This is a genomic window from Flavobacterium glaciei (assembly GCF_003350545.1).
Classification (GTDB): Bacteria; Bacteroidota; Bacteroidia; order Flavobacteriales; family Flavobacteriaceae; genus Flavobacterium; species Flavobacterium glaciei.
The window spans coordinates 98,962-120,430 of the sequence record NZ_QQBA01000006.1 but is presented as its reverse complement, the minus strand read 5'-3'; the positions used below and the strand labels follow the sequence as shown (position 1 = coordinate 120,430).

15 protein-coding genes are annotated in these 21,469 nt (G+C 32.0%); all 15 read left to right on the top strand.

Annotated features, from left to right (window positions below; translation table 11 throughout):
* Nucleotides 1-29 precede the first annotated feature (29 nt).
* Complete coding sequence (gene uvrA / locus DFR66_RS07265) at nucleotides 30-2,861, top strand: excinuclease ABC subunit UvrA (RefSeq protein ID WP_114754176.1); 2,832 nt, start codon at nucleotides 30-32, stop codon at nucleotides 2,859-2,861.
* A 160-nt stretch (nucleotides 2,862-3,021) separates the two neighbouring features.
* Entirely contained in the window at nucleotides 3,022-3,447 is a 426-nt protein-coding gene (locus DFR66_RS07260; protein WP_114754175.1) for an endonuclease domain-containing protein, read from the top strand.
* A gap of 251 nt (nucleotides 3,448-3,698) precedes the next feature.
* Nucleotides 3,699-4,427 carry an LOG family protein gene (locus tag DFR66_RS07255; RefSeq protein WP_114754174.1) on the top strand — a complete coding sequence of 243 codons (729 nt, stop codon included), beginning with the start codon at nucleotides 3,699-3,701 and terminating at the stop codon, nucleotides 4,425-4,427.
* Nucleotides 4,428-4,618: 191 nt separating this feature from the next.
* Nucleotides 4,619-7,366 carry a gluzincin family metallopeptidase gene (locus DFR66_RS07250; RefSeq protein ID WP_114754231.1) on the top strand — a complete coding sequence of 916 codons (2,748 nt, stop codon included), beginning with the start codon at nucleotides 4,619-4,621 and terminating at the stop codon, nucleotides 7,364-7,366.
* A 186-nt stretch (nucleotides 7,367-7,552) separates the two neighbouring features.
* The gene (locus DFR66_RS07245; protein WP_114754173.1) at nucleotides 7,553-9,961 is read left to right on the top strand and encodes an alpha-ketoacid dehydrogenase subunit alpha/beta; all 2,409 of its coding nucleotides are present in this window, start codon (nucleotides 7,553-7,555) and stop codon (nucleotides 9,959-9,961) included.
* A gap of 123 nt (nucleotides 9,962-10,084) precedes the next feature.
* Nucleotides 10,085-10,342 (top strand): hypothetical protein, encoded by a 258-nt coding sequence (locus tag DFR66_RS07240; RefSeq protein WP_114754172.1) that lies wholly within the window; start codon nucleotides 10,085-10,087, stop codon nucleotides 10,340-10,342.
* Between the two features lie 175 nt (nucleotides 10,343-10,517).
* Nucleotides 10,518-11,195: a peptidoglycan DD-metalloendopeptidase family protein gene (locus DFR66_RS07235; RefSeq protein WP_114754171.1), complete on the top strand. Its 678-nt coding sequence runs from the start codon at nucleotides 10,518-10,520 to the stop codon at nucleotides 11,193-11,195.
* A gap of 2 nt (nucleotides 11,196-11,197) precedes the next feature.
* Nucleotides 11,198-11,674, top strand: a complete 477-nt coding sequence (locus DFR66_RS07230) for a hypothetical protein (protein WP_114754170.1) — start codon at nucleotides 11,198-11,200, stop codon at nucleotides 11,672-11,674.
* Between the two features lie 260 nt (nucleotides 11,675-11,934).
* Nucleotides 11,935-12,309 carry a cupin domain-containing protein gene (locus DFR66_RS07225; protein ID WP_114754169.1) on the top strand — a complete coding sequence of 125 codons (375 nt, stop codon included), beginning with the start codon at nucleotides 11,935-11,937 and terminating at the stop codon, nucleotides 12,307-12,309.
* Between the two features lie 196 nt (nucleotides 12,310-12,505).
* The gene (locus DFR66_RS07220; RefSeq protein ID WP_114754168.1) at nucleotides 12,506-13,057 is read left to right on the top strand and encodes a helix-turn-helix domain-containing protein; all 552 of its coding nucleotides are present in this window, start codon (nucleotides 12,506-12,508) and stop codon (nucleotides 13,055-13,057) included.
* A gap of 24 nt (nucleotides 13,058-13,081) precedes the next feature.
* On the top strand, nucleotides 13,082-15,931 hold the full coding sequence (locus DFR66_RS07215; protein ID WP_114754167.1) for a PAS domain S-box protein: 2,850 nt from the start codon (nucleotides 13,082-13,084) through the stop codon (nucleotides 15,929-15,931).
* A complete protein-coding gene (locus tag DFR66_RS07210) occupies nucleotides 15,931-16,365 on the top strand; it encodes a response regulator (protein ID WP_114754166.1) in 435 nt (144 codons plus the stop codon). The genes DFR66_RS07215 and DFR66_RS07210 overlap by 1 nt, the downstream gene beginning before the upstream one ends.
* Before the next feature lie 99 nt (nucleotides 16,366-16,464).
* Nucleotides 16,465-17,289: a CheR family methyltransferase gene (locus tag DFR66_RS07205; protein WP_114754165.1), complete on the top strand. Its 825-nt coding sequence runs from the start codon at nucleotides 16,465-16,467 to the stop codon at nucleotides 17,287-17,289.
* A 2-nt stretch (nucleotides 17,290-17,291) separates the two neighbouring features.
* On the top strand, nucleotides 17,292-17,864 hold the full coding sequence (locus tag DFR66_RS07200) for a chemotaxis protein CheB (protein WP_114754164.1): 573 nt from the start codon (nucleotides 17,292-17,294) through the stop codon (nucleotides 17,862-17,864).
* 32 nt (nucleotides 17,865-17,896) lie between these two features.
* Nucleotides 17,897-21,409: a response regulator gene (locus DFR66_RS07195; protein WP_199755496.1), complete on the top strand. Its 3,513-nt coding sequence runs from the start codon at nucleotides 17,897-17,899 to the stop codon at nucleotides 21,407-21,409.
* Nucleotides 21,410-21,469 lie beyond the last annotated feature (60 nt).

Here is a 21,469-nt window from a genome sequence, read left to right as displayed (position 1 = left end):
ATGGTAACTTTGCTTTTTGCAAAAAAATTATGCTAGACAAAGACAATACCATTGAAGTTCAAGGCGCTCGCGTGCACAACTTAAAAAATATAGATGTTTCCATTCCAAGAGAAAAACTGGTTGTAATTACCGGTCTTTCAGGTTCTGGAAAATCCTCCTTAGCTTTTGATACCATTTATGCCGAAGGGCAACGCCGTTATGTAGAAACTTTTTCTGCTTATGCACGTCAGTTTTTAGGTGGATTAGAACGTCCTGATGTTGATAAAATCGACGGGCTTTCGCCTGTGATTGCTATTGAACAAAAAACGACTAGTAAAAGTCCACGTTCTACGGTAGGAACAATTACTGAAATTTACGATTTCTTGCGTTTGCTTTATGCTCGTGGTGCCGATGCCTATAGTTACAACAGTGGCGAGAAAATGGTTTCTTACTCTGACGAACAAATTAAGGATTTGATCATTCAGGATTTTGCAGGAAAAAGAATCAATATTTTGGCACCTGTAATTCGAGCTCGAAAAGGACATTACGCAGAGCTTTTTCAACAAATTGCCAAGCAAGGTTTCTTGAAAGTACGTGTAAATGGCGACGTGCTTGATATTACTTTAGGGATGAAACTCGACCGTTACAAAACACACGATATCGAAATTGTTGTGGACCGAATGGTAATTGAAGATACGCCAGATAACGCCAAACGTTTGATGGAAAGTATCAATACCGCCATGAATCAAGGGGAAAATGTATTGATGGTATTAGACCAAGATTCGAATGAGGTGCGTTATTTTAGTCGGAACTTGATGTGTCCTAGTACTGGAATTTCCTATCAAAATCCAGAGCCTAATTTATTTTCTTTCAATTCTCCAAAAGGAGCTTGCGATCATTGCAACGGACTTGGAACTGTGAATGAAGTCAACAGTAAAAAAATTGTTCCAAACCCGAAATTATCTATCAAAGCGGGCGGTTTTGCTCCCTTGGGCGAATACAAAAGCTCTTGGATTTTTAAGCAATTAGAAACCATTGGCGAAAAATTCGGTTTTAAATTGACTGATCCTATTGAAACCATTCCTGCTGAGGCGATGGAAATGATTTTGAATGGTGGCAAAGAAAAATTTAGTATCGAATCGAAAACAGCTGGAGTTACTAAAGAATATAAAATTGATTTTGAAGGAATTTCGCATTTCATAAAAAATCAACATGATGAAAGTGGTTCAACAAGCATAAAACGTTGGGCAAAGGAATTCATGGATGAAATAAAATGTCCTGTTTGTGAAGGTTCCCGATTAAAAAAAGAAGCACAATTCTTTAAAATCAACACAAAAAACATCACCGAATTGTGCGACATGGACATTTCGGATTTGACAGTTTGGTTTAATGATTTAGACAACCATCTATCTGATAAACAAAAGCGTATTGCGACTGAAGTAATCAAAGAGATTAAGGACCGATTGAACTTTTTGATGAATGTGGGTTTAAATTATTTGGCTTTAAGCCGAAGCTCAAAATCACTTTCTGGTGGTGAAGCACAACGTATTCGTTTGGCCACACAAATTGGTTCGCAATTGGTTGGAGTTTTGTATATACTAGACGAACCCAGTATTGGTTTACACCAAAGAGATAATGAAAAATTAATTCATTCTCTCGAACAATTACGCGATATTGGAAATTCGGTAATTGTTGTGGAACATGACAAGGATATGATAGAACGCGCCGATTATGTGATTGATATTGGACCAAAAGCTGGGAAATACGGTGGTGAAATTATCAGCAAAGGAACACCTGCCGAAATCTTGAAACACCAAACTATTACTGCGATGTACATGAATGGCGAAATGAAAATTGAGGTTCCTAAAAAACGAAGAGAAGGCAATGGAAAATTTCTAAAACTAACGGAAGCAACCGGAAATAACTTGAAAAATGTTTCGATAGAATTGCCTTTGGGTAAAATGATTTGCGTGACTGGAGTTTCGGGAAGTGGAAAATCGACTTTAATCAACGAGACGCTCTACCCTATTTTGAATGCGTATTATTTTAATGGTGTCAAAAAACCGCAACCGTACAAAAAAATTGAAGGTTTAGAGCATATCGATAAAGTGATTGATATTGACCAAAGTCCTATTGGTAGAACGCCACGCTCGAATCCAGCAACTTACACCGAAGTTTTTACCGAAATCAGAAACCTGTTTACGATGACTTCTGAGAGTATGATTCGTGGATACAAAGCGGGACGTTTTAGTTTTAATGTAAAAGGCGGACGATGTGAAACCTGCGAAGGATCAGGTGTTCGAACAATAGAAATGAACTTTTTGCCAGACGTTTACGTAGAATGTGAGACCTGTCAAGGAAAGCGTTTTAATAGAGAAACATTGGAAATTAGATATAAAGGAAAATCTATTTCGGATGTATTGAATATGACAGTTGATGAAGCCGTTCCGTTTTTTGAAATGATTCCGAAAATTTATAGAAAAGTAAAAACCATTCAGGATGTTGGTTTAGGTTATATCACTTTAGGCCAACAAAGCACAACGCTTTCTGGTGGCGAAGCACAACGCATCAAGTTAGCAGGAGAATTATCTAAAAAAGACACTGGAAATACGTTTTATATTCTTGACGAACCTACAACAGGACTCCATTTTGAGGATATTAGAGTTTTGATGGAAGTTATTAACAAACTGGTTGATAAAGGAAATACGATTTTGATTATCGAGCATAATATGGACGTAATTAAACTAGCCGATTACATCATAGATATTGGTCCTGAAGGCGGAAAAGGTGGCGGTCAGCTGATTGCCAAAGGCACGCCCGAAGAAGTTGCAAAAAGTAAAAAAAGCTATACCGCTCAGTTTTTAAAGAAAGAGTTGGTTTAATTCCCCTCCTTTGGAGGGGTGCCCGCCGCGGCGGGCGGGGTGGTTTTTAGATTTTGTATTTTTTGCAAAAATTGGCTTTTTTATGTAAATTGAACTCTAGTAACGGCAACAACTTAATTGTAACCCTTACTATCAAAGGAATGTAAAAAAAGCAAATCGTATGGAAAGTAATCGAGAAATAACCGCTTATGTAAACGGAAAGCCAATTTATAGAAAATTGATCGAAAACTTACCCTACAACATAAACTTAAAATCTAGGGCTAGAGCATTGCGCAAAGCAGGTGTGCTTTCAGAAGTGATCTTTTGGTTGCAAGTTCATAAAGGAATATTTTGGAAAATAGATTTTGACAGACAAAGAATAATAGGTAACTATATCGTAGATTTTTACGTCAAAACGTTGGGATTGATAATCGAAATTGACGGTTCAAGTCATGACAACAAGGAAGAATACGATAAAAAAAGAGAAGAGTATCTTATATCTTTAGGATTAAAGTTATATCGGATTTCTGATTTAAGGATAAAACACGATTTGAATAATGTGATGAAGGAGCTGGAGGAATATATTGTTTTGGAGTTTGGTAGTTAAGTAAATAAGATTTGAAATTGTACCAATAAAAAGCCACCCCGCCCTGCGGGCACCCCTCCAAAGGAGGGGAATAAAAAAGTGGTAAATCAATAAGCTTCAGTTTTAAAAAAAGAATTACTTTAGCAGGCTCGATTTTTAGCCCTGATGGAAGTGGCATCCTTTTTATTTTTTTCTTTAAAAAATAAAAAGATAAAACGGACAGCAGGATTAAGCTCCTGAAAAAAATAGAAAAGACAACTAAAATATAGAATATGAGATTAGAAGATTTTGACAATGATGAAGATAAAGTTATCCAAGACCGACTAAAAAGAAAGACTTGGAATGAGATTAGAACCAATGATAGTTGGGCTATTTTTAAAATTATGGCCGAATTTGTAAACGGTTATGAAAGCATGGGACGCATAGGTCCTTGCGTTTCTATTTTTGGTTCCGCAAGAACAAAACCTGAGGATTCTAATTATTTACTGGCAGAAAAAATTGCATATAAAATCAGTAAAGCCGGTTATGGCGTAATTACAGGCGGTGGTCCCGGAATTATGGAAGCCGGAAATAAAGGTGCTCATCTTGGCGGTGGAACATCTGTGGGATTGAATATTGAATTGCCTTTTGAACAGCATTTTAACCCCTATATTGACAGTGATAAGAATCTGAATTTTGATTACTTCTTTGTTCGAAAAGTGATGTTTGTCAAGTATTCACAAGGTTTTGTAGTGATGCCAGGAGGTTTTGGAACTATGGATGAATTGTTTGAAGCGATAACTTTGATTCAGACAAAAAAAATTGCTAAGTTTCCTATTATTCTAGTGGGTACCAGTTTTTGGTCTGGATTAATAGATTGGATAAAAACTGTTTTAGTCGAAAAAGAAAGCACAGTAAGTCCTCAAGATTTGAATTTATTTAAAATTGTAGATACTGAGGATGAAGTGGTTGATGTACTAAATGCCTTTTATAAAAAATACGATTTATCACCAAATTTTTAATGAAAAAGCTGTCTAACCGACAGCTTTTTTTATGTTAATTTGGTTGAGTTGATAGTGTTTTATTCTAAAAAAAAAGTATATTTATTTTTTATTAAAATTAACATCGGAATTTGAAATCATTCTTTAAAATCACGTTTTATACCCTTGTTTTATTACTTTCAATAAAACAATATGGCCAACATCATTCTGAGATAAAGGCTGACTTAAACATAGAGAATAAAGTGTTGACAATTCAACAACAAATTACTTTTTTTAATCAGTCAAATGACACTTTAAAATCGATTGTATTAAATGATTGGAATAATGCTTTTTCTGCTAAAAACACGCCATTAGCCAAACGATTTTCTGATGAATTTTATAGAGGATTTCATTTAGCAAAAGAAGAAGAGCGCGGAGGAACTAATAACCTGATCATTTCAGATTCGAATAAAATGGTTTTGTCATGGGAAAGACCCGAAAAAAATCCTGATTTAATTGAAATTAAATTAGGTCGTATTCTTCTTCCGAATCAGAAAATTGTTTTAAACTTAAATTATATTACTAAAATCCCAAGCGATAAATTTACAAAATATGGGTACAATAATAGCGGAACTATACACCTTAAAAACTGGTTTCTTACTCCTGCCCGATTTGAAAACCATGATTTTATACGATATAGTAATACGAATTTAGATGATATCGCAAATGCTTACTCAAGTTTTGAAATTAATTTAAAAACACCCAATAATTTCGAAGTAACTTCCGATTTAAAAAGTAGTTTATCAACTATTTCAGACTCTTTTGCCAATTATAATTTATCTGGGAATAGCAGGGCTGATTTCAATCTTATCATAGAGCCTAAAAACCATTTTGAAAGCTATAAGAATAACGCTGTTGAAGTACTTACAGATTTACGAAATAACAAAATAGAACCAATACAAAAGTCAATTGTAATAGATAGAATTGTAAACTTTGCAAACGAATTAATTGGAAAATATCCCCATGAAAAGATTGTTGTATCTCAAACAGATTACGATAGAAATCCATTTTATGGTTTAAATCAACTTCCTTCGTTTATAAGCCCGTTTACGGATGAATTTCTTTTTGAAATTAAATTTCTTAAAACTTATTTGAATGAATATTTAAAAAAAAGTTTACAATTAGATCCCCGAAAAGACAACTGGATATACGATGGTTTGCAAGTTTATGCCATGATGAAATATATGGATGAAAATCACCCAAATACTAAAATGATGGGGACTATATCAAATATCAGGCTCTTAAATAGTTATAACATCGCTAACATTGGTTTTAATGATCAGTACAGCTATTTATATATGCTGATGGCTCGGAAAAATCTGGATCAAGCACTTGGGGATTCAAAAAACACATTGATAAAATTTAATGAACAAATAGCCAGTAAATATCGTTCTGGATTGAGTATTCGATTTTTAGATGATTATTTACAAAATGAAACTGTGCCTGCTAGTATCAAACAATTTTACAGTCTTAATTTGACGCAACAAGTTTCCAGAACTAATTTTGAAACCATACTAAAATCAAATACAGACAAAAATATCAATTGGTTTTTTAATACTATTATTAACTCTAGAGCTATCATAGATTACAAATTTTCAAGCGTTAAGAAAACGCAAGACAGCATCACTTTTTCAGTAATTAACAAAACAGAAACTCCTATTCCAATCCCTGTTTATGGTACAAAAAAGGGCGCCGTTGTCTTTAAACAATGGTTGGATATTGAAGAATGCGACAGCACTTTTACATTTCCAAGAAATGGTGCTGATAAAATTGTTTTAAATTTAAAAAATGAAGTTCCAGAATTTAATTTACGAAATAACTGGAAAAAATTAGACGGTTTTTTTCCGAATAATCGCCCGGTTAAATTTGTGTTTTTAAAAGATTTAGAGGATCCATATTACAATCAGGTCTTATATGTTCCTTCCATTTATTATAATTTGTATGATGGTATAACTCCAGGATTACGATTGCATAATAAGACCATTTTAGATAAGCCTTTTACATTTGATATCAATCCATCCTACTCTACGAGGTCAAATAATTTATCCGGTTCTGCTTCGTTTGCAGTTAATCAAAATTATAGAAACAGTACACTTTTCAATGTAAGATACTCCATTAGCGGCTCATACTTTCACTACGCACAGGACGCTTCCTACTTGAGATTAAATCCTATGGTGCAATTGCGAATTCGAGAGCCTAATTTTAGAGATAATAGAAAACAACTCATTCTATTGCGTCAAGTAATTGTAAACAGGGAAAAAAGCGCTTTTGCAATGGACAATGCTCCATCAAGTTATTCTATCTTTAATGCACGTTATGTAAATACAAAAACTGAGGTAACGAATCATTTCAATTTTAGTTCAGATATTCAAATCTCAGGGAAATTTGGAAAAATAAACGGCGAAATTGAATACAGAAAACTTTTTGAAAACAACCGCCAAATTAATTTGCGATTCTATGCAGGAAGCTTTTTATATAACAAAACGGAATCTGATTTTTTTAGTTTCGCCACAGACAGACCTACTGATTATTTGTTTGATTACAATTATTTTGGGCGTTCAGAAAGCACCGGTTTTTATAGCCAACAATTCATAATGGCTGAAGGTGGCTTTAAATCAAAAATGGAAACACCATTTGCCAATAGATGGATTACCAGCTTAAATGCTAGTGTTAGTATATGGAACTGGATAGAAATATATGGAGATGTAGGTTTCATTAAAAATAAAAACCAAAACAAAGATTTTATATTTGACAGTGGAATACGTCTTAATCTAGTTACAGATTACTTCGAGTTATATTTTCCGGTCTATTCTAATAGAGGATGGGAAATAACACAAAATAATTACAATGAGAAAGTACGATTTATAATAACTTTTTCACCTAAAACATTAATCAATCTTTTTAATCGAAAATGGTTTTAATCCAATATATTTTTCATTATTTATTAAATTATTCTCACTAAATCGAATATAAAATTACACATATAAAAAAAATAAAGTTCTTTTTATTAGAATAAATTGCAATAATTAAATTATATTTTTTTTAATGAATTATGAAAATAGCTAGTTTTTAAGTAAATTTGCCTCATAAAGTTATACTTTTCAATTATGATAAAAGAAAAAACCAATACTACATTGACATTTGAAGATTTCAAAATCGAAGTACTGAATGACTATAAATTAGCTATAGTAAGCAGAGAATGCAGTCTTTTAGGTCGTAAAGAAGTATTGACTGGAAAAGCTAAATTTGGCATTTTTGGTGATGGAAAAGAGGTTCCCCAGTTAGCTATGGCTAAAGCCTTCAAAAATGGAGACTTCCGCTCTGGGTATTATCGCGATCAAACTTTTATGATGGCAATAGGAGAATTAACCGTGCAACAATTTTTTGCCGGTTTATATGGTCATACTGATATTGAACTAGAACCTATGTCAGCAGGAAGACAAATGGGCGGTCACTTTGCCACTCATAGTTTAAATGAAGATGGAAGTTGGAAAAACTTAACAGAACAAAAAAATTCAAGTGCTGATATTTCTCCTACAGCTGGGCAAATGCCGCGTTTACTAGGACTTGCTCAAGCTTCTAAAATATACAGACAAGTTACTGGAATACCTAATGCAGCTAATTTTTCAAATGAAGGAAATGAAATTGCTTGGGGAACAATAGGAAATGCAAGTACCTCTGAAGGGCTGTTTTTCGAAACTATAAATGCTGCAGGAGTATTACAAGTACCTATGGTTATGAGTGTTTGGGATGATGAGTATGGTATTTCAGTTCATGCTAAACACCAAACAACCAAAGAAAATATTTCGGAAATTCTAAAAGGGTATCAGAGAGAAAAAGGTACCAATGGGTATGAAATACTAAGAGTTAAAGGTTGGGATTATGCCGACTTAGTTGCTACGTATGAGAAATCTGCTGATATTGCCCGAGAAAACCATATTCCTGTTTTGATTCACGTAAATGAATTGACACAACCGCAAGGACATTCTAGCTCTGGTTCTCATGAAAGATACAAAAACGCAGACCGTTTAGCATGGGAAAGAGATTTTGATTGTATCCGCCAAATGAAATTATGGATGATTGCAATCAACATTGCTTCACCTGAAGAAATTGAAGCTATTGATGCTCAAGCAAAAAAAGATGTATTAGAAGGTAAAAAAGCCGCTTGGAATGCATTTATTGAACCTATTTTAGAAGAACAAAAACAACTAATTGCATTATTAGAAAAAATAGCGGAGACCAGTAAAAATAAAGATAGAATTTTACAATTCATCTCTGATTTAACTAGTATTAAATCTCCTTTAAAGAAAGAAATTCTAGTTACGGCTCGCAAAGTTTTACGATTAATCCTAAACGAAAACGGTAAAGAAGAATTATCACAATGGATTAGTTCTTACATCAAAAAAACACAAGGGAAATTTAGCAGTAACTTATTTTCAGAAACGGATTTAAATGTTTTTTCTGTAGAAAAAGTGTTACCAGTATACCCTGAAAATGCAAAAGAAGACACAGATGGTCGCATGATTTTACGTGATAACTTTGATGCTATATTTACAAAATACCCTGAAACATTGATTTTTGGTGAAGATGCAGGAGCAATAGGTGATGTAAATCAAGGTTTAGAAGGAATGCAAGAAAAATATGGAGAATTACGTGTTGCCGATGTGGGCATTCGTGAAGCTACTATTTTAGGTCAAGGGATAGGAATGGCTTTACGAGGCCTACGCCCTATTGCTGAAATTCAATATTTAGATTATTTGCTGTATGCTATTCAAATCATGAGTGATGATTTAGCTACATTAAGGTACCGTACTGTTGGAAAACAAAAAGCACCTCTTATTATACGAACACGTGGACATCGATTAGAAGGAATCTGGCATTCCGGTTCTCCTATGGGAATGATTATCAATGCTATCCGTGGAATTCATGTATTGGTACCTAGAAACATGACACAAGCAGCCGGTTTTTATAACAGTTTGTTAGAATGTGACGAGCCAGCTTTAGTAATCGAATGCTTGAATGGTTACCGATTGAAAGAAAAAATGCCTTTGAATTATGGCGAATTCAAAACTCCTATTGGGGTTGTAGAAACGTTGAAAGAAGGAACTGATATTACTCTTGTTTCTTACGGTTCCACTTTGCGATTAGTTCAACAAGCCGCAAATGAGCTTCTTGAAGTAGGTATTGATTGTGAGATTATCGATTTACAATCTTTACTTCCATTTGATATAAATCAAGATGTAGTAAAAAGTATTGCAAAAACAAATCGTCTATTAGTGATTGACGAAGATGTTCCTGGTGGAGCTTCGGCTTATATTTTACAACAAATAATTGAAGTGCAAGAAGCCTACAATTATTTAGACAGTAAACCTCAAACCTTAACTGCAAAAGCACACAGACCAGCTTATGGAACAGACGGAGACTACTTCTCTAAACCTTCTGCAGAAGATATTTTTGAAAAAGTCTATGCAATGATGAATGAAGTAAATCCTTCTAAATATCCAAATTTATACTAAGAATCAATCTATAAATCAAAATCCTAATCTTACCATTAGGATTTTTTAATACTAGCCAATTTTTGTTTTACAGATTTAAAAACGTAAATTGTTCATCTATTAATTAGTTAAAAAAAATAAATTATGAAAAAAGCAACATTGTTTTTAGGAGTACTTACAGTACTTTCAATTATTTCCTGCAAGGAAAAAGAAGAAACTACCGTTCCTGCAACACAAACTGAAACTGCTAGCGAGACAACGACAAACGTAACCACAGTAGCAAAAGACAGTACATCTATAAAAGTAGCTACCGATGGTGTTAGTATTTCAACAAAGGATGGAAAAACTAATACCAGTGTAGAAATTTCTGGTGGTGAAGCAAAAGTTGAGATCAAAAAATAATAAACGAATATTATCTTAACTAAAACTTAGAATGCCAATATGAAATTTCATATTGGCATTTTTTATTTTGATTTTTGTAAAATATTATTCCCAATTAAAAGTTATAAAACTACCCAAATTATAATGTTGCCCGTTTTTATTTTAAATTTAAAAATTATATAAATTAATATCAATTATGACCCTGCTTAAAACTATTTTAAAAGAGATACAAGATGTAAAAGTAATAGACAAATCGATAGATTACAACCAATACATCCCATTGGATTTATCGATTAAAAATGAAGACTTTACAAAACATTCTATTGATAATTCAACTGATTTTGAAAATTACATCGAAAATTATTTAGAAAAAAATAATGCAAAAGTAGCTTTTGGTGGCTATAATGAAATCAGAAATCTGTACAAACGAAGTGATATTTTTAACGATTCTAAAACTGAGGAAAGAAATATCCATATTGGTTTAGATTTGTGGATTAAAGCCGGAACTAAAGTTCTTGCGGCACTTGATGGATTTGTACATAGTTTTAATTACAATACCGGTTTAGGAGATTATGGACCAACTATTATTTTAGAACATAAAATAGAAGATCAGCAATTTTATACTTTATATGGACATCTGTCGTTAGAAAGTATCAATGATATTGAAATTGGTGATTTTTTTGAAAAAGGACAACAAATAGCAACTTTAGGAGATGCATCTGTAAATGGAGATTATGCACCTCATTTGCATTTTCAAATCATAAAAGAAATTACTCAAAAATTTGGCGATTACCCTGGAGTATGTAGTAAAAATGATTTGGAATACTATTTAGAAAACTGTCCTGATCCAAATATTTTATTAAAAATTATATAAATATGAAAAAAATAATTATTGCCTTTAGCATATTGTTACTTATTGGATGTAAATCCAAAAAAGTTATTGTTACAGAACCCGAACCAGAAAAGGCTAAAATTGAAAAAATTAATTTATCCGCAGTTAGCGAAAATCAAAAGAATAAAGCTTACGAATTAGGTAAGAGAGTTCTAATGACTTGTAATACCTCTAGATTCAAACCTTTTAACCAGAGTGAAGCAACAGAATCTGTTATTAAGAATACTACCGAAGATAGGTTGACTAAAACCTGCACACGATTCCGTCAGTATTACGGGACTTTTATTGATCTTCAATTAGTTGAAGTTTATAAAAATAATTTTGATAAAACTACCATTTTTCGCTACAAAGCCCTCTATTCTAAGAAAGTAGCTAATAAGGAACTTCGCGTTTCGATGAATCAAGAAAATAAAGTTTCTTCGATTAAATCATTAGATTGGATTACTCCTTTCTCCATGTAATATTCTCAAATTACAATTCTATCTTTTAGACTTTTAGATAATAAACATACTTTTAATAAGACCTGCTTTAAATCCTCAAAAAAGATTAAAAGCGGGTAATATTATATGATTACTATTTTAATTAAGGTAAATTTTTGATTAAAAAATCGATTTTTATCTAAAATTCTTATCATAATTAAACAAACTTTTTAAATAATTATATAACAAAAATTCGGCTTTGAGATAGTATCTTTATAATCTATAAATACTAAAAAGTGAATATGCCCTTTAAAATCAATGCAATAGATACTAATGAGCTAACAAAATCGCAATTACAAGTCATTGTTGAAATCTCACCATACATTCTAAATACTGTTTTTAGTAGAACTATTATAAAAAAAACTACCAGTAACATATCTAGATTATCATTTGATGCTGGTCAAGTATTAGAAGAATTAACATCTCCTATTGCTAATTGCATACAAACAATTGACGTTACATTCGAAATTTTATTCGACAACATAAAACAATTGCTTACATTAGGAGACGGGATAGTAATTCCGGCATATTCTCCAACTTATTTTAATTCAAATTTGCAATACAGAATGATGACAAAAATAATTAGAAGCGGATGCAAAATTAATTATGCTTTATAAAAGTATACCTAATTCAAACAATACAACAATAACACATTGCATTTCAATGATTTAACTGTTTTAAACTGAAATTTCAAGTATAACAGATGAGATTTCTTTTGATAAATTAATCATTAAAATATATAGCGTAACTTTGACAAAAAAATAATTTCTCTAAACCGTAAACAAAATATCTTTGAAACTATACATTAAATACATGGTAAGTAATCGCTGTAAAATGGCGGTAAAAGAGGAACTAAAAAAACTTGGACTCCACTTCATGGTTGTTGATTTAGGTGAAGTTGAAATCATGGAAAATATTTCTATGGAACAGAGACAACTATTAAAAAAAGCACTTTTAGATTCTGGTCTTGAATTGATGGATGATAAAAAATCTATGTTAATAGAAAAAATAAAAAATGTAATTATTCAGATGGTCCACCATTCAACTGAAAATATAAAAATTAATTTTTCTGATTATCTGAGTCAACAATTAAATCACGATTATACGTATTTGTCTAACTTGTTTTCAGAAGTACAAGGAACTACAATTGAACAGTTTATCATATCCCATAAAACAGAACGCATAAAGGAGTTAATCATTTATGGTGAATTAAACATTACTGAAATTGCTTGGAAAATGAATTACAGCAGTGTTGCACATCTATCAAGTCAATTTAAAAAAGTTACTGGACTTTCTCCATCACATTTTAAACAATTGAAAGACAAGAGGCGTAATCCAATTGAAGAAATTGGTAATTCAAAATAAAAAAAAGTAATATCAATTTTGTAAATACACCTAGAAAGCATTAAAACTAAAGAATCACAATACGCCAGAAGTCTGATTGAAGCTAGTTTAGACCCTTTGATTACAATAAATCCTGAAGGGAAAATTACGGATGTAAATGAAGCTACAGTCAATATTACTGGGATGAAAAGAGATGGATTAATAAATTCGGATTTTTTTAATTATTTCACTGAAAAACAAAAAGCACGTGAAGTGTATCAGGAAATATTTGAAAAAGGCTCTGTTTCAGATTCTCCGCTTACACTTAAGCATAAAGATGGCAAATTGACTGATGTATTATTTAACGGTTCTGTATATAAAAATGATTTAGGGTGTGTTTTAGGAGTTGTAATTGTTGCCAGAGATATTGCTGAGCAAAAATGGGCACTTAATTTAGGTTTTGCCAATAAAGAATTAGCACATCAAAATGATGAAAAGGAAAAACGCGCAGCGGAATTAGTAATTGCTAATAAAGAACTTGCTTTTCAAAATGATGAAAAAGAAAAAAGAGCAGATGAATTAATCATTGCCAATAAAGAGCTTTTATTTCAAAATAATGAAAAAGAAAAACGCGCAGCGGAACTAGTTGTCGCTAATAAAGAACTGGCATTTCAAAATGATGAAAAAGAAAAACGAGCAGCTGAACTAGTTTTAGCTAATGAAGAACTTGCTTTTCAAAATAAAGTAAAAGAAAAACGTGCTGCTGAATTAGTCATCGCTAACGAAGAATTAGCGTTTCAAAATGATGAAAAAGAAAAACGAGCAGATGAATTAATCATAGCTAATAAGGAACTTCAATTTCAAAATAAAGAAAAGGCAAAACAGAAAATTGCTACTAAAGAACTGGAAGAACTCAGTTATGCAGCTAAACTAGCTTCACAATATTCTCTTAGTCTTATAGAAGCAAGCAGGGATCCATTGGTCACAATAAATACCAACGGTAAGATTACGGATATGAATGAGGCGTTAGTAAACATTACGGGAATGACGCGTAACGAACTTACAGATTCTGATTTTTTTGATTATTTTACTGAGCAACAAAAAGCGCGTGAAGTATACCAAGAAGTATTTGAAAAAGGTTCTGTTGCTGATTCTCCCCTTACACTTCGCCATAAAGATGGCAAGTTAACGGATGTACTGTTTAACGGTTCCGTTTATAAGGATGATAAAGGAAACGTACTAGGAGTAGTAATTGTTGCTAGAGATGTAACTGAACAAAAGAGAATTGCTTCAGAGTTGATTGAAGCACATATTTTTGCTGAATTAGCAACAGAAATTGCCGAAAAAGCTAAAATAAATGCCGAAAGTGCTACCATTTTAGCGGAAAATGCTGTAAAAGCAAAACAACAATTTTTGTCTAATATGAGCCACGAAATTCGTACTCCGATGAATGCTATAATCGGATTTACAAAAGTGATTTTAAAAACAGAATTGACATCCAAACAACAAGAATATCTAAACGCAATAAAAATGAGTGGCGATGCATTAATCGTACTTATAAATGACATATTAGATTTAGCAAAAGTTGATGCCGGAAAAATGACATTTGAGAAAACACCTTTCAAAATGAAATCTTCCATTGCTGCTATGCTTCACTTATTTGAAACAAAGATTCAAGAGAAAAATTTAAAATTAATTAGGGAGTATGACAATAAAATTCCTGATGTACTGGTAGGCGATCCAGTTCGATTAAACCAAATTATTTTAAACCTTGTGAGTAATGCTGTAAAATTTACCTCAAAAGGAAAAATTACAGTAAGTGTTCATTTATTACATGAAAATGACGACAAAGTGATTATCGAATTTGCTGTTACTGATACCGGAATTGGTATACCAAAAGAAAAAACAGGACAAATATTTGAAAATTTTCAACAGGCATCCAGTGGTACTTCAAGATTATATGGAGGAACTGGATTAGGTCTTGCCATAGTAAAACAATTAGTGGAACCTCAAGGAGGGAGCATCCGTGTCAGAAGTACTGTTAATGAAGGATCTACATTTAGTTTTACATTAAGTTTTCAAAAAACAAGCGCTGAAGCTGAATTAGAAAATGAAATCATGGAATTAGATATTGAAATAAAAAACATTAAAGTCTTGGTTGTCGAGGATATTCCTCTTAATCAATTGCTAATGAGAACATTATTAGATGATTTTGGATTCTCCAGAGATATCGCCGAAAATGGTAAAATAGCAATCGAAAAACTCAAAGAAAAAGATTATGATATTATTTTGATGGACTTACAAATGCCAGAAATGAATGGATTTGAAGCAACAGAATACATACGTAATAAAATGAAATCAAAAATTCCTATTATTGCTTTAACAGCTGATGTTACCACTGTGGATTTAGCTAAATGCAAAGCGGTAGGAATGAATGATTATATAGCGAAACCAATAGACGAAAGACTCTTATACAGTAAAATTTTAGGTATTTTAAAGAAACCTAAACTCGCAAAACTTACTGAAAAGTTGACTAAAAATATAGAGGATAAAAAAATAAAGTGTATCGATTTAGTTTATTTAAATCAGAGAACAAAATCAAATCCAAAATTAATGATGGAGATGATATCACTTTATTTAGCACAAACTCCTCCTTTAATCACTACAATAAAACAAAGTTTAGAGGATAAAAACTGGGACTTACTAGGAGCTGCTGCACATAAAATGATTCCATCGTTTTCAATAATGGGTATCAGTACTAATTTTGAAAATATTGCAAAAAAAATTCAAGTATTTGCAACTGCACAAGAAAAATTAGAAGAAATAGAGGACTTAGTTATTCAACTAGAAGAAATTTGTTTACAAGCATGCCAAGAATTACAAGAAGAATTTAAAATAATTAAAAATACCATATAATGAAAAATGAAACTAAAATAAAAATTTTCCTAGTAGATGATGACGCCCTATTTTTAAAATCTTTAGAAATTGAATTTTTAGAAAATGCAGATTTTATAGTAGAGACTTACTCCACGGGGGAACTTTGCATCGCAAATATTGAGAATAATCCAGATGTAGTAATATTAGATTATCAACTTGATGGTATTGTTGCAAATGCTATGAATGGAATTGAAACATTAGACAAAATAAAAGCCTACAATCCAGATATTCCAGTTATTATGCTTTCTTCCCAAGACAAAATTGAAGTTGCCATAAACTGTATGCACCACAAAGCTGTAGATTATGTTGTGAAAAGCGAAACAGCTTTTGTTCGCCTTCAAAAAATAATTACTGCTGTTTTTAAATATCAAAAAATGGAAAAAGAACTAAATTGGTATATGGACAGGATGTAATGCTTTTGCAGTATAATTTTGTCTAGAATTAATTATTTAATACATTTAAATTTATAATTCCTGATTTGGTCAATAATTGAAACCAAAATTGTAAATAAAATGCGGTATAAAGACATATCAGATATAGAAATTTCATCATTATTGGAAGCTATTTATGATACATACGGGTATGATTTCAGAGAGTATTCACAAGCACATATCAGACGCAGAATAACGAACAGATTGTCCGTTTCTGGATTTGAAAATGTTGCTCAGATGCAATCTCACGTTTTAAATGATGAAACATTCGCTTCTGAACTCTTACAAGATTTATCAATTACAGTAACAGAAATGTTTCGTGACCCTACTTTTTATAGGTCATTACGAGATAATGTTATGCCTGTTTTAAAGACATATCCTTTCATAAAAATATGGCATGCAGGCTGTGCTTCAGGAGAAGAAGCCTATTCTATGGCAATTCTTTTGCAAGAGGAAGGATTGTATGACAGAACAACCATTTACGCTACAGATTTTAATCAATTGGCTTTGAATCGTGCAAAAGATGGAATTTTTTCGAATAAAATGATTAAAGAATACACTTCTAATTATCAATTGGCTGGAGGAAAAGAATCATTTTCAAGATACTATACTTCTAATTATGATAATGTCATCATGAATCAATCCTTAAAAAAAAATATTGTTTGGGCAAATCATAATTTAGTTACTGATAGTGTATTTGCTGAGGTAAATTTGATTTTATGTCGAAACGTATTGATTTATTTTGAAAAAAATTTACAAAATAAAGTTCAGACTCTTTTTTATAATAGTCTTATTAATGGTGGTGTTTTATGTTTAGGTTCTAAGGAAAGTTTACGCTTTTCAGATTTATATGATCAATATTCTGAGATAGACACAAAACAACGAATCTATAAAAAGAAATATTAAAAATGCAATATAAAGCAATTGTTGTAGGGGTTTCTTCTGGAGGTATGAATGCATTGAAAATTATATGTTCAGCCTTACCAGTAGACTTCAATATACCAATCATTATAGTACAGCATTTAAGTGCTCATTCTGATAGCTTTTGGATAAAGCTTTTAAATGAAAAAAGCCATCTGTTTGTAAAAGAGGCAGATGAAAAAGAAAAAATTAAAAAAGGTACTATTTATATTGCTCCGCCAAATTATCATTTGCTGATAGAAAAGGACAAAACCTTTTCTCTGACTATAGACGAACGTGTAAATTTTGCAAGGCCATCAATCGATGTGTTATTTGAATCAGCAGCTGAGGCTTATAGAAATAAATTAATTGGAATCGTGCTCACAGGGTCTAATAGTGATGGAACTAAAGGAATAAAACGAATAAAAGATTGTGGAGGTTTAGCTATCATACAAGACCCAACAACAGCAGACTCTGAATACATGCCAAAGTCAGCAATTGCTGCTATTGTGCCTGATTATATTATATCATTAGAAGAAATAGTGGAATTATTGATAAAAATAGATCAAGAAAAAAGATAATTTGCATGACCAGTCCAAACAATAAAATAAAAATGACACTAGGAAGAAAAATAGTAATAGGATTTATTACATGTGCCTTTGTACTTATAGGAGTTGCCATTTTCTCATTTAAAAACAGTGAAAAATTTGTTGCTTCAAATACTCTTGTAAATGTTTCCAATCAAGTATTATATGAATTCGAACAAATACTTCTGTTTTCAGTTGATGCAGAAGCTGGCGTACGTGGTTATGTAATTACGGGCGATGATAATTTTTTGAAACATTTTGTATCAGCAAATAAAAAAACAATTGAGAAACTTGAAAAAGTAAAAGAATTAACAAAAGACAATCCTAGTCAACAAAAAAATATTGAGGAACTTACAAAAGAACTTCGTCTGCGTTTTGATAATTTAAATAAATGCATAGCACTTCGCAAAAATAATTTTGAAGAAGTCCGAATATTTATTGCTTCTGGAGAAGGGAAAGAAATACAAGATGCTATTAGAAAAATAATTGATAAATCTCAGGAATTAGAGAACACATTACTTACTAAAAGGATACAAGATAGTGCTGACGATGCTGTAAAATTTAATGTTGTTTTTGCTATTTTGCTACTAGTCATTATTTTAATTCTTATCGTTTTATATAATATTGTTGCTACAAATTTAAAAGCTCTTAAAATTTCTGAATTGGAAACTGCCAATAAAAACTGGCTACTTACCGGCAACTCAGAACTTAATAAAAAATTAATAGGAGTTCAAAGTATTGAGCAGCTAACAAACAGCACCATCAGTTTTTTATGCACTTACTTGAAAGCTAATATTGGTGCAGTTTATTTATTTAATGAAAACGAAAATGCGTTACTGCTGAGTGGCAAATTTGCTTTTTCATCTGCTAATGACACCAATTTTAAATTAAATGAAGGATTAATAGGTCAGGCAGCTTGGGAACAAAAACAAATTTCATTAGCTGATATCTCTGATAATCAAATTAGGATCACTTCGTCAGTATTAAATGCTAAACCAAAACATTTATTAATTACCCCATTTTTGCTTGACGGAAAAACTATAGGCGTAATTGAAATAGGTAAGCTTACGGAATTTAGCGAAACCGAAAAAGAATTTGTAAATGTTGCAATGAGCAGTATTGCTATTAGTGTCTATAAAGTCCAACAAAATGAAGAAAAAGAATTAAGAACTGCAGAATTAGCTGTTGCCAATAAAGAACTCGCCTACCAAAACGAAGAAAAAGAAAAAAGAGCTGCAGAATTAGTAATTGCAAATGAAGAACTTGCCTTTCAAAACGATGAAAAAGAAAAAAGAGCCGTCGAGTTAAGTTATGCAAACAAAGAACTTTCGAACCTAGCAGAAGAACTGCAAATACAACAGGAAGAACTGCGACAACTGAATGAGGAATTAGAACAACAAGCGCAAAATCTTAAACAACAGCAAGAGGAATTGCAGATGACCAATGAAGAATTGGAAGAGCAAACACAATCATTAGTTGAGAAAAATAAAGAAGTTGAAGCTTCTAAAAATGATATTGAGCAAAAAACTAAACAACTGGAAATAAGTAGTAAGTACAAATCTGAATTTCTTGCAAACATGTCACATGAGTTAAGAACACCACTTAACAGTTTACTTATACTGTCCAAAGATTTATCTGAAAACAGAAAGAAAAATTTAGACGAAATTCAGGTTGAAAGTGCAGAAATTATATACAAAAGTGGACATGATCTTTTGGTTTTAATTAATGAAGTGTTAGATCTCTCCAAGATTGAAGCCGGAAAAATGGAAATCAATATTGAAAAAGTATTTTTGAAAAATTTTACTGATAATCTTCTTCGTAATTTTAAACATCAGGCAGAGCACAAAGGATTGGAAATAATTTGCAAGTTGGCAACAGGCTTACCGGAATTTATTCGAACTGATTCACAACGTTTGAACCAAATACTGAAAAATCTTTTATCTAATGCTATAAAATTTACCGAGAAAGGAAGTGTAACAATTAGCATTGATCAAAATACAGACACTACTTTGAACATTTCAGTTACTGATACCGGAATTGGAATATCCAAAGATAAACAAACAGCTATATTTGAGGCTTTTCAGCAAGCCGAGGGTGGTACTTCCAGAAAATATGGAGGTACAGGATTAGGACTTTCTATTTCGCGAGAACTAGCTAAATTACTAGAAGGGGAAATAAAAGTAAAAAGTAATTTAGACAGAGGAGCAACATTTTCATTGATTATTCCATTTGAAATAAACCCAGCACAAGAATTTGACACTGTGGATTCAGGGAAACATATTTCGTATACACAACGACCTGAAAATGAAATCAACTATCTCAATTATCCAACAATAGCAGACGATAGAGAAACAATAAAAGCAGACGATAAAATAGTGCTCATCATTGAAGATGATCGCAATTTTGCAGCAATACTTTTAAATCAAGCGAATAAAAAAGGATTCAAATGCTTGTCAGCTTCTTCGGGTGAAGATGGTTTATTGCTTGCTGAAAAGTACAAACCTCAAGCAATAATTCTCGATATGGGATTACCAGGAATCAGCGGGAAACAAGTATTGCATGAACTAAAATCAAACCCATCCGTAAGACATATACCGGTACATATAATATCTGCAAATGACCGTTCTCTGGAACCAATCAGAGAAGGTGCAGTAGAATATTTAAAAAAACCAATATCTAAAGAAGGCCTGGAAGAAGCATTTATCAGGATTGAAAATTTTGTGAATAGAAAAATAAAAAACCTGTTAATTATTGAAGATAGCGAAAATTCCAGAAAAGCAATGAAGGTGCTTATTGGCAATGATGCTGTAAAATGTTACGAAGCAGGAACAGGAAAAGAAGCTTTAGAATTGTTTGAACACAATCACATTGATTGTATCATTCTAGACCTTGGATTACCTGATATGACTGGGTTTGAACTTATTCATAAACTGGGAGATGTAAAAACTCACAACTTACCTCCTATTATCGTATACACCGGAAAAGAACTTACTAAGGAGGAAAATAACTTACTGCACAAATATGCTGAAAGCATTATTATAAAAGGGATAAAATCCGAAGAACGCTTGCTGGATGAAACGGCTCTTTTCCTTCACAGAACGATACATAATTTGCCAAAGTCACAACAAATGATGCCTACTAATTTGCATGACAAAGAAGCTATATTTCATTCTAAAAAAATATTATTAGTTGATGATGATATGCGAAATGTATTTGCGTTATCTAAAATATTGCATGATCGTGGAATGGAAGTCATAAAATCAGAAGACGGTAAAAATGCATTAGATAAGCTGGTTGTTCATACTAACATTGACCTGGTATTGATGGATATTATGATGCCCGAGATGGACGGTTACGAAGCAATGAAACAAATTCGTTCCCAGATAAAATATAGAAACTTACCTATTATTGCTCTTACAGCAAAAGCAATGAAAGACGATAAACAAAAATGTATCGATGCAGGTGCAAACGATTATATCACTAAGCCTATTGATGTAGAACGTTTGTTGTCATTGATGCGCGTATGGTTAAGTAAATAATAACATCACAAAGACGGTAAATCACCAATGTCATCTATGTTACATTTTTTTGTTGTTTCT

What these genes read in the sequence shown, in the direction of transcription:
- DFR66_RS07200 (WP_114754164.1), top strand. Translation starts at nt 17,292, where the DNA reads ATGCAATATAAAGCAATTGTTGTAGGGGTTTCTTCTGGAGGTATGAAT.
- DFR66_RS07225 (WP_114754169.1), top strand. Translation starts at nt 11,935, where the DNA reads ATGCCCTTTAAAATCAATGCAATAGATACTAATGAGCTAACAAAATCG.
- DFR66_RS07255 (WP_114754174.1), top strand. Translation starts at nt 3,699, where the DNA reads ATGAGATTAGAAGATTTTGACAATGATGAAGATAAAGTTATCCAAGAC.
- DFR66_RS07235 (WP_114754171.1), top strand. Translation starts at nt 10,518, where the DNA reads ATGACCCTGCTTAAAACTATTTTAAAAGAGATACAAGATGTAAAAGTA.
- DFR66_RS07205 (WP_114754165.1), top strand. Translation starts at nt 16,465, where the DNA reads ATGCGGTATAAAGACATATCAGATATAGAAATTTCATCATTATTGGAA.
- DFR66_RS07260 (WP_114754175.1), top strand. Translation starts at nt 3,022, where the DNA reads ATGGAAAGTAATCGAGAAATAACCGCTTATGTAAACGGAAAGCCAATT.
- DFR66_RS07245 (WP_114754173.1), top strand. Translation starts at nt 7,553, where the DNA reads ATGATAAAAGAAAAAACCAATACTACATTGACATTTGAAGATTTCAAA.
- DFR66_RS07230 (WP_114754170.1), top strand. Translation starts at nt 11,198, where the DNA reads ATGAAAAAAATAATTATTGCCTTTAGCATATTGTTACTTATTGGATGT.
- DFR66_RS07210 (WP_114754166.1), top strand. Translation starts at nt 15,931, where the DNA reads ATGAAAAATGAAACTAAAATAAAAATTTTCCTAGTAGATGATGACGCC.
- DFR66_RS07240 (WP_114754172.1), top strand. Translation starts at nt 10,085, where the DNA reads ATGAAAAAAGCAACATTGTTTTTAGGAGTACTTACAGTACTTTCAATT.
- uvrA (WP_114754176.1), top strand. Translation starts at nt 30, where the DNA reads ATGCTAGACAAAGACAATACCATTGAAGTTCAAGGCGCTCGCGTGCAC.
- DFR66_RS07220 (WP_114754168.1), top strand. Translation starts at nt 12,506, where the DNA reads ATGGTAAGTAATCGCTGTAAAATGGCGGTAAAAGAGGAACTAAAAAAA.
- DFR66_RS07195 (WP_199755496.1), top strand. Translation starts at nt 17,897, where the DNA reads ATGACACTAGGAAGAAAAATAGTAATAGGATTTATTACATGTGCCTTT.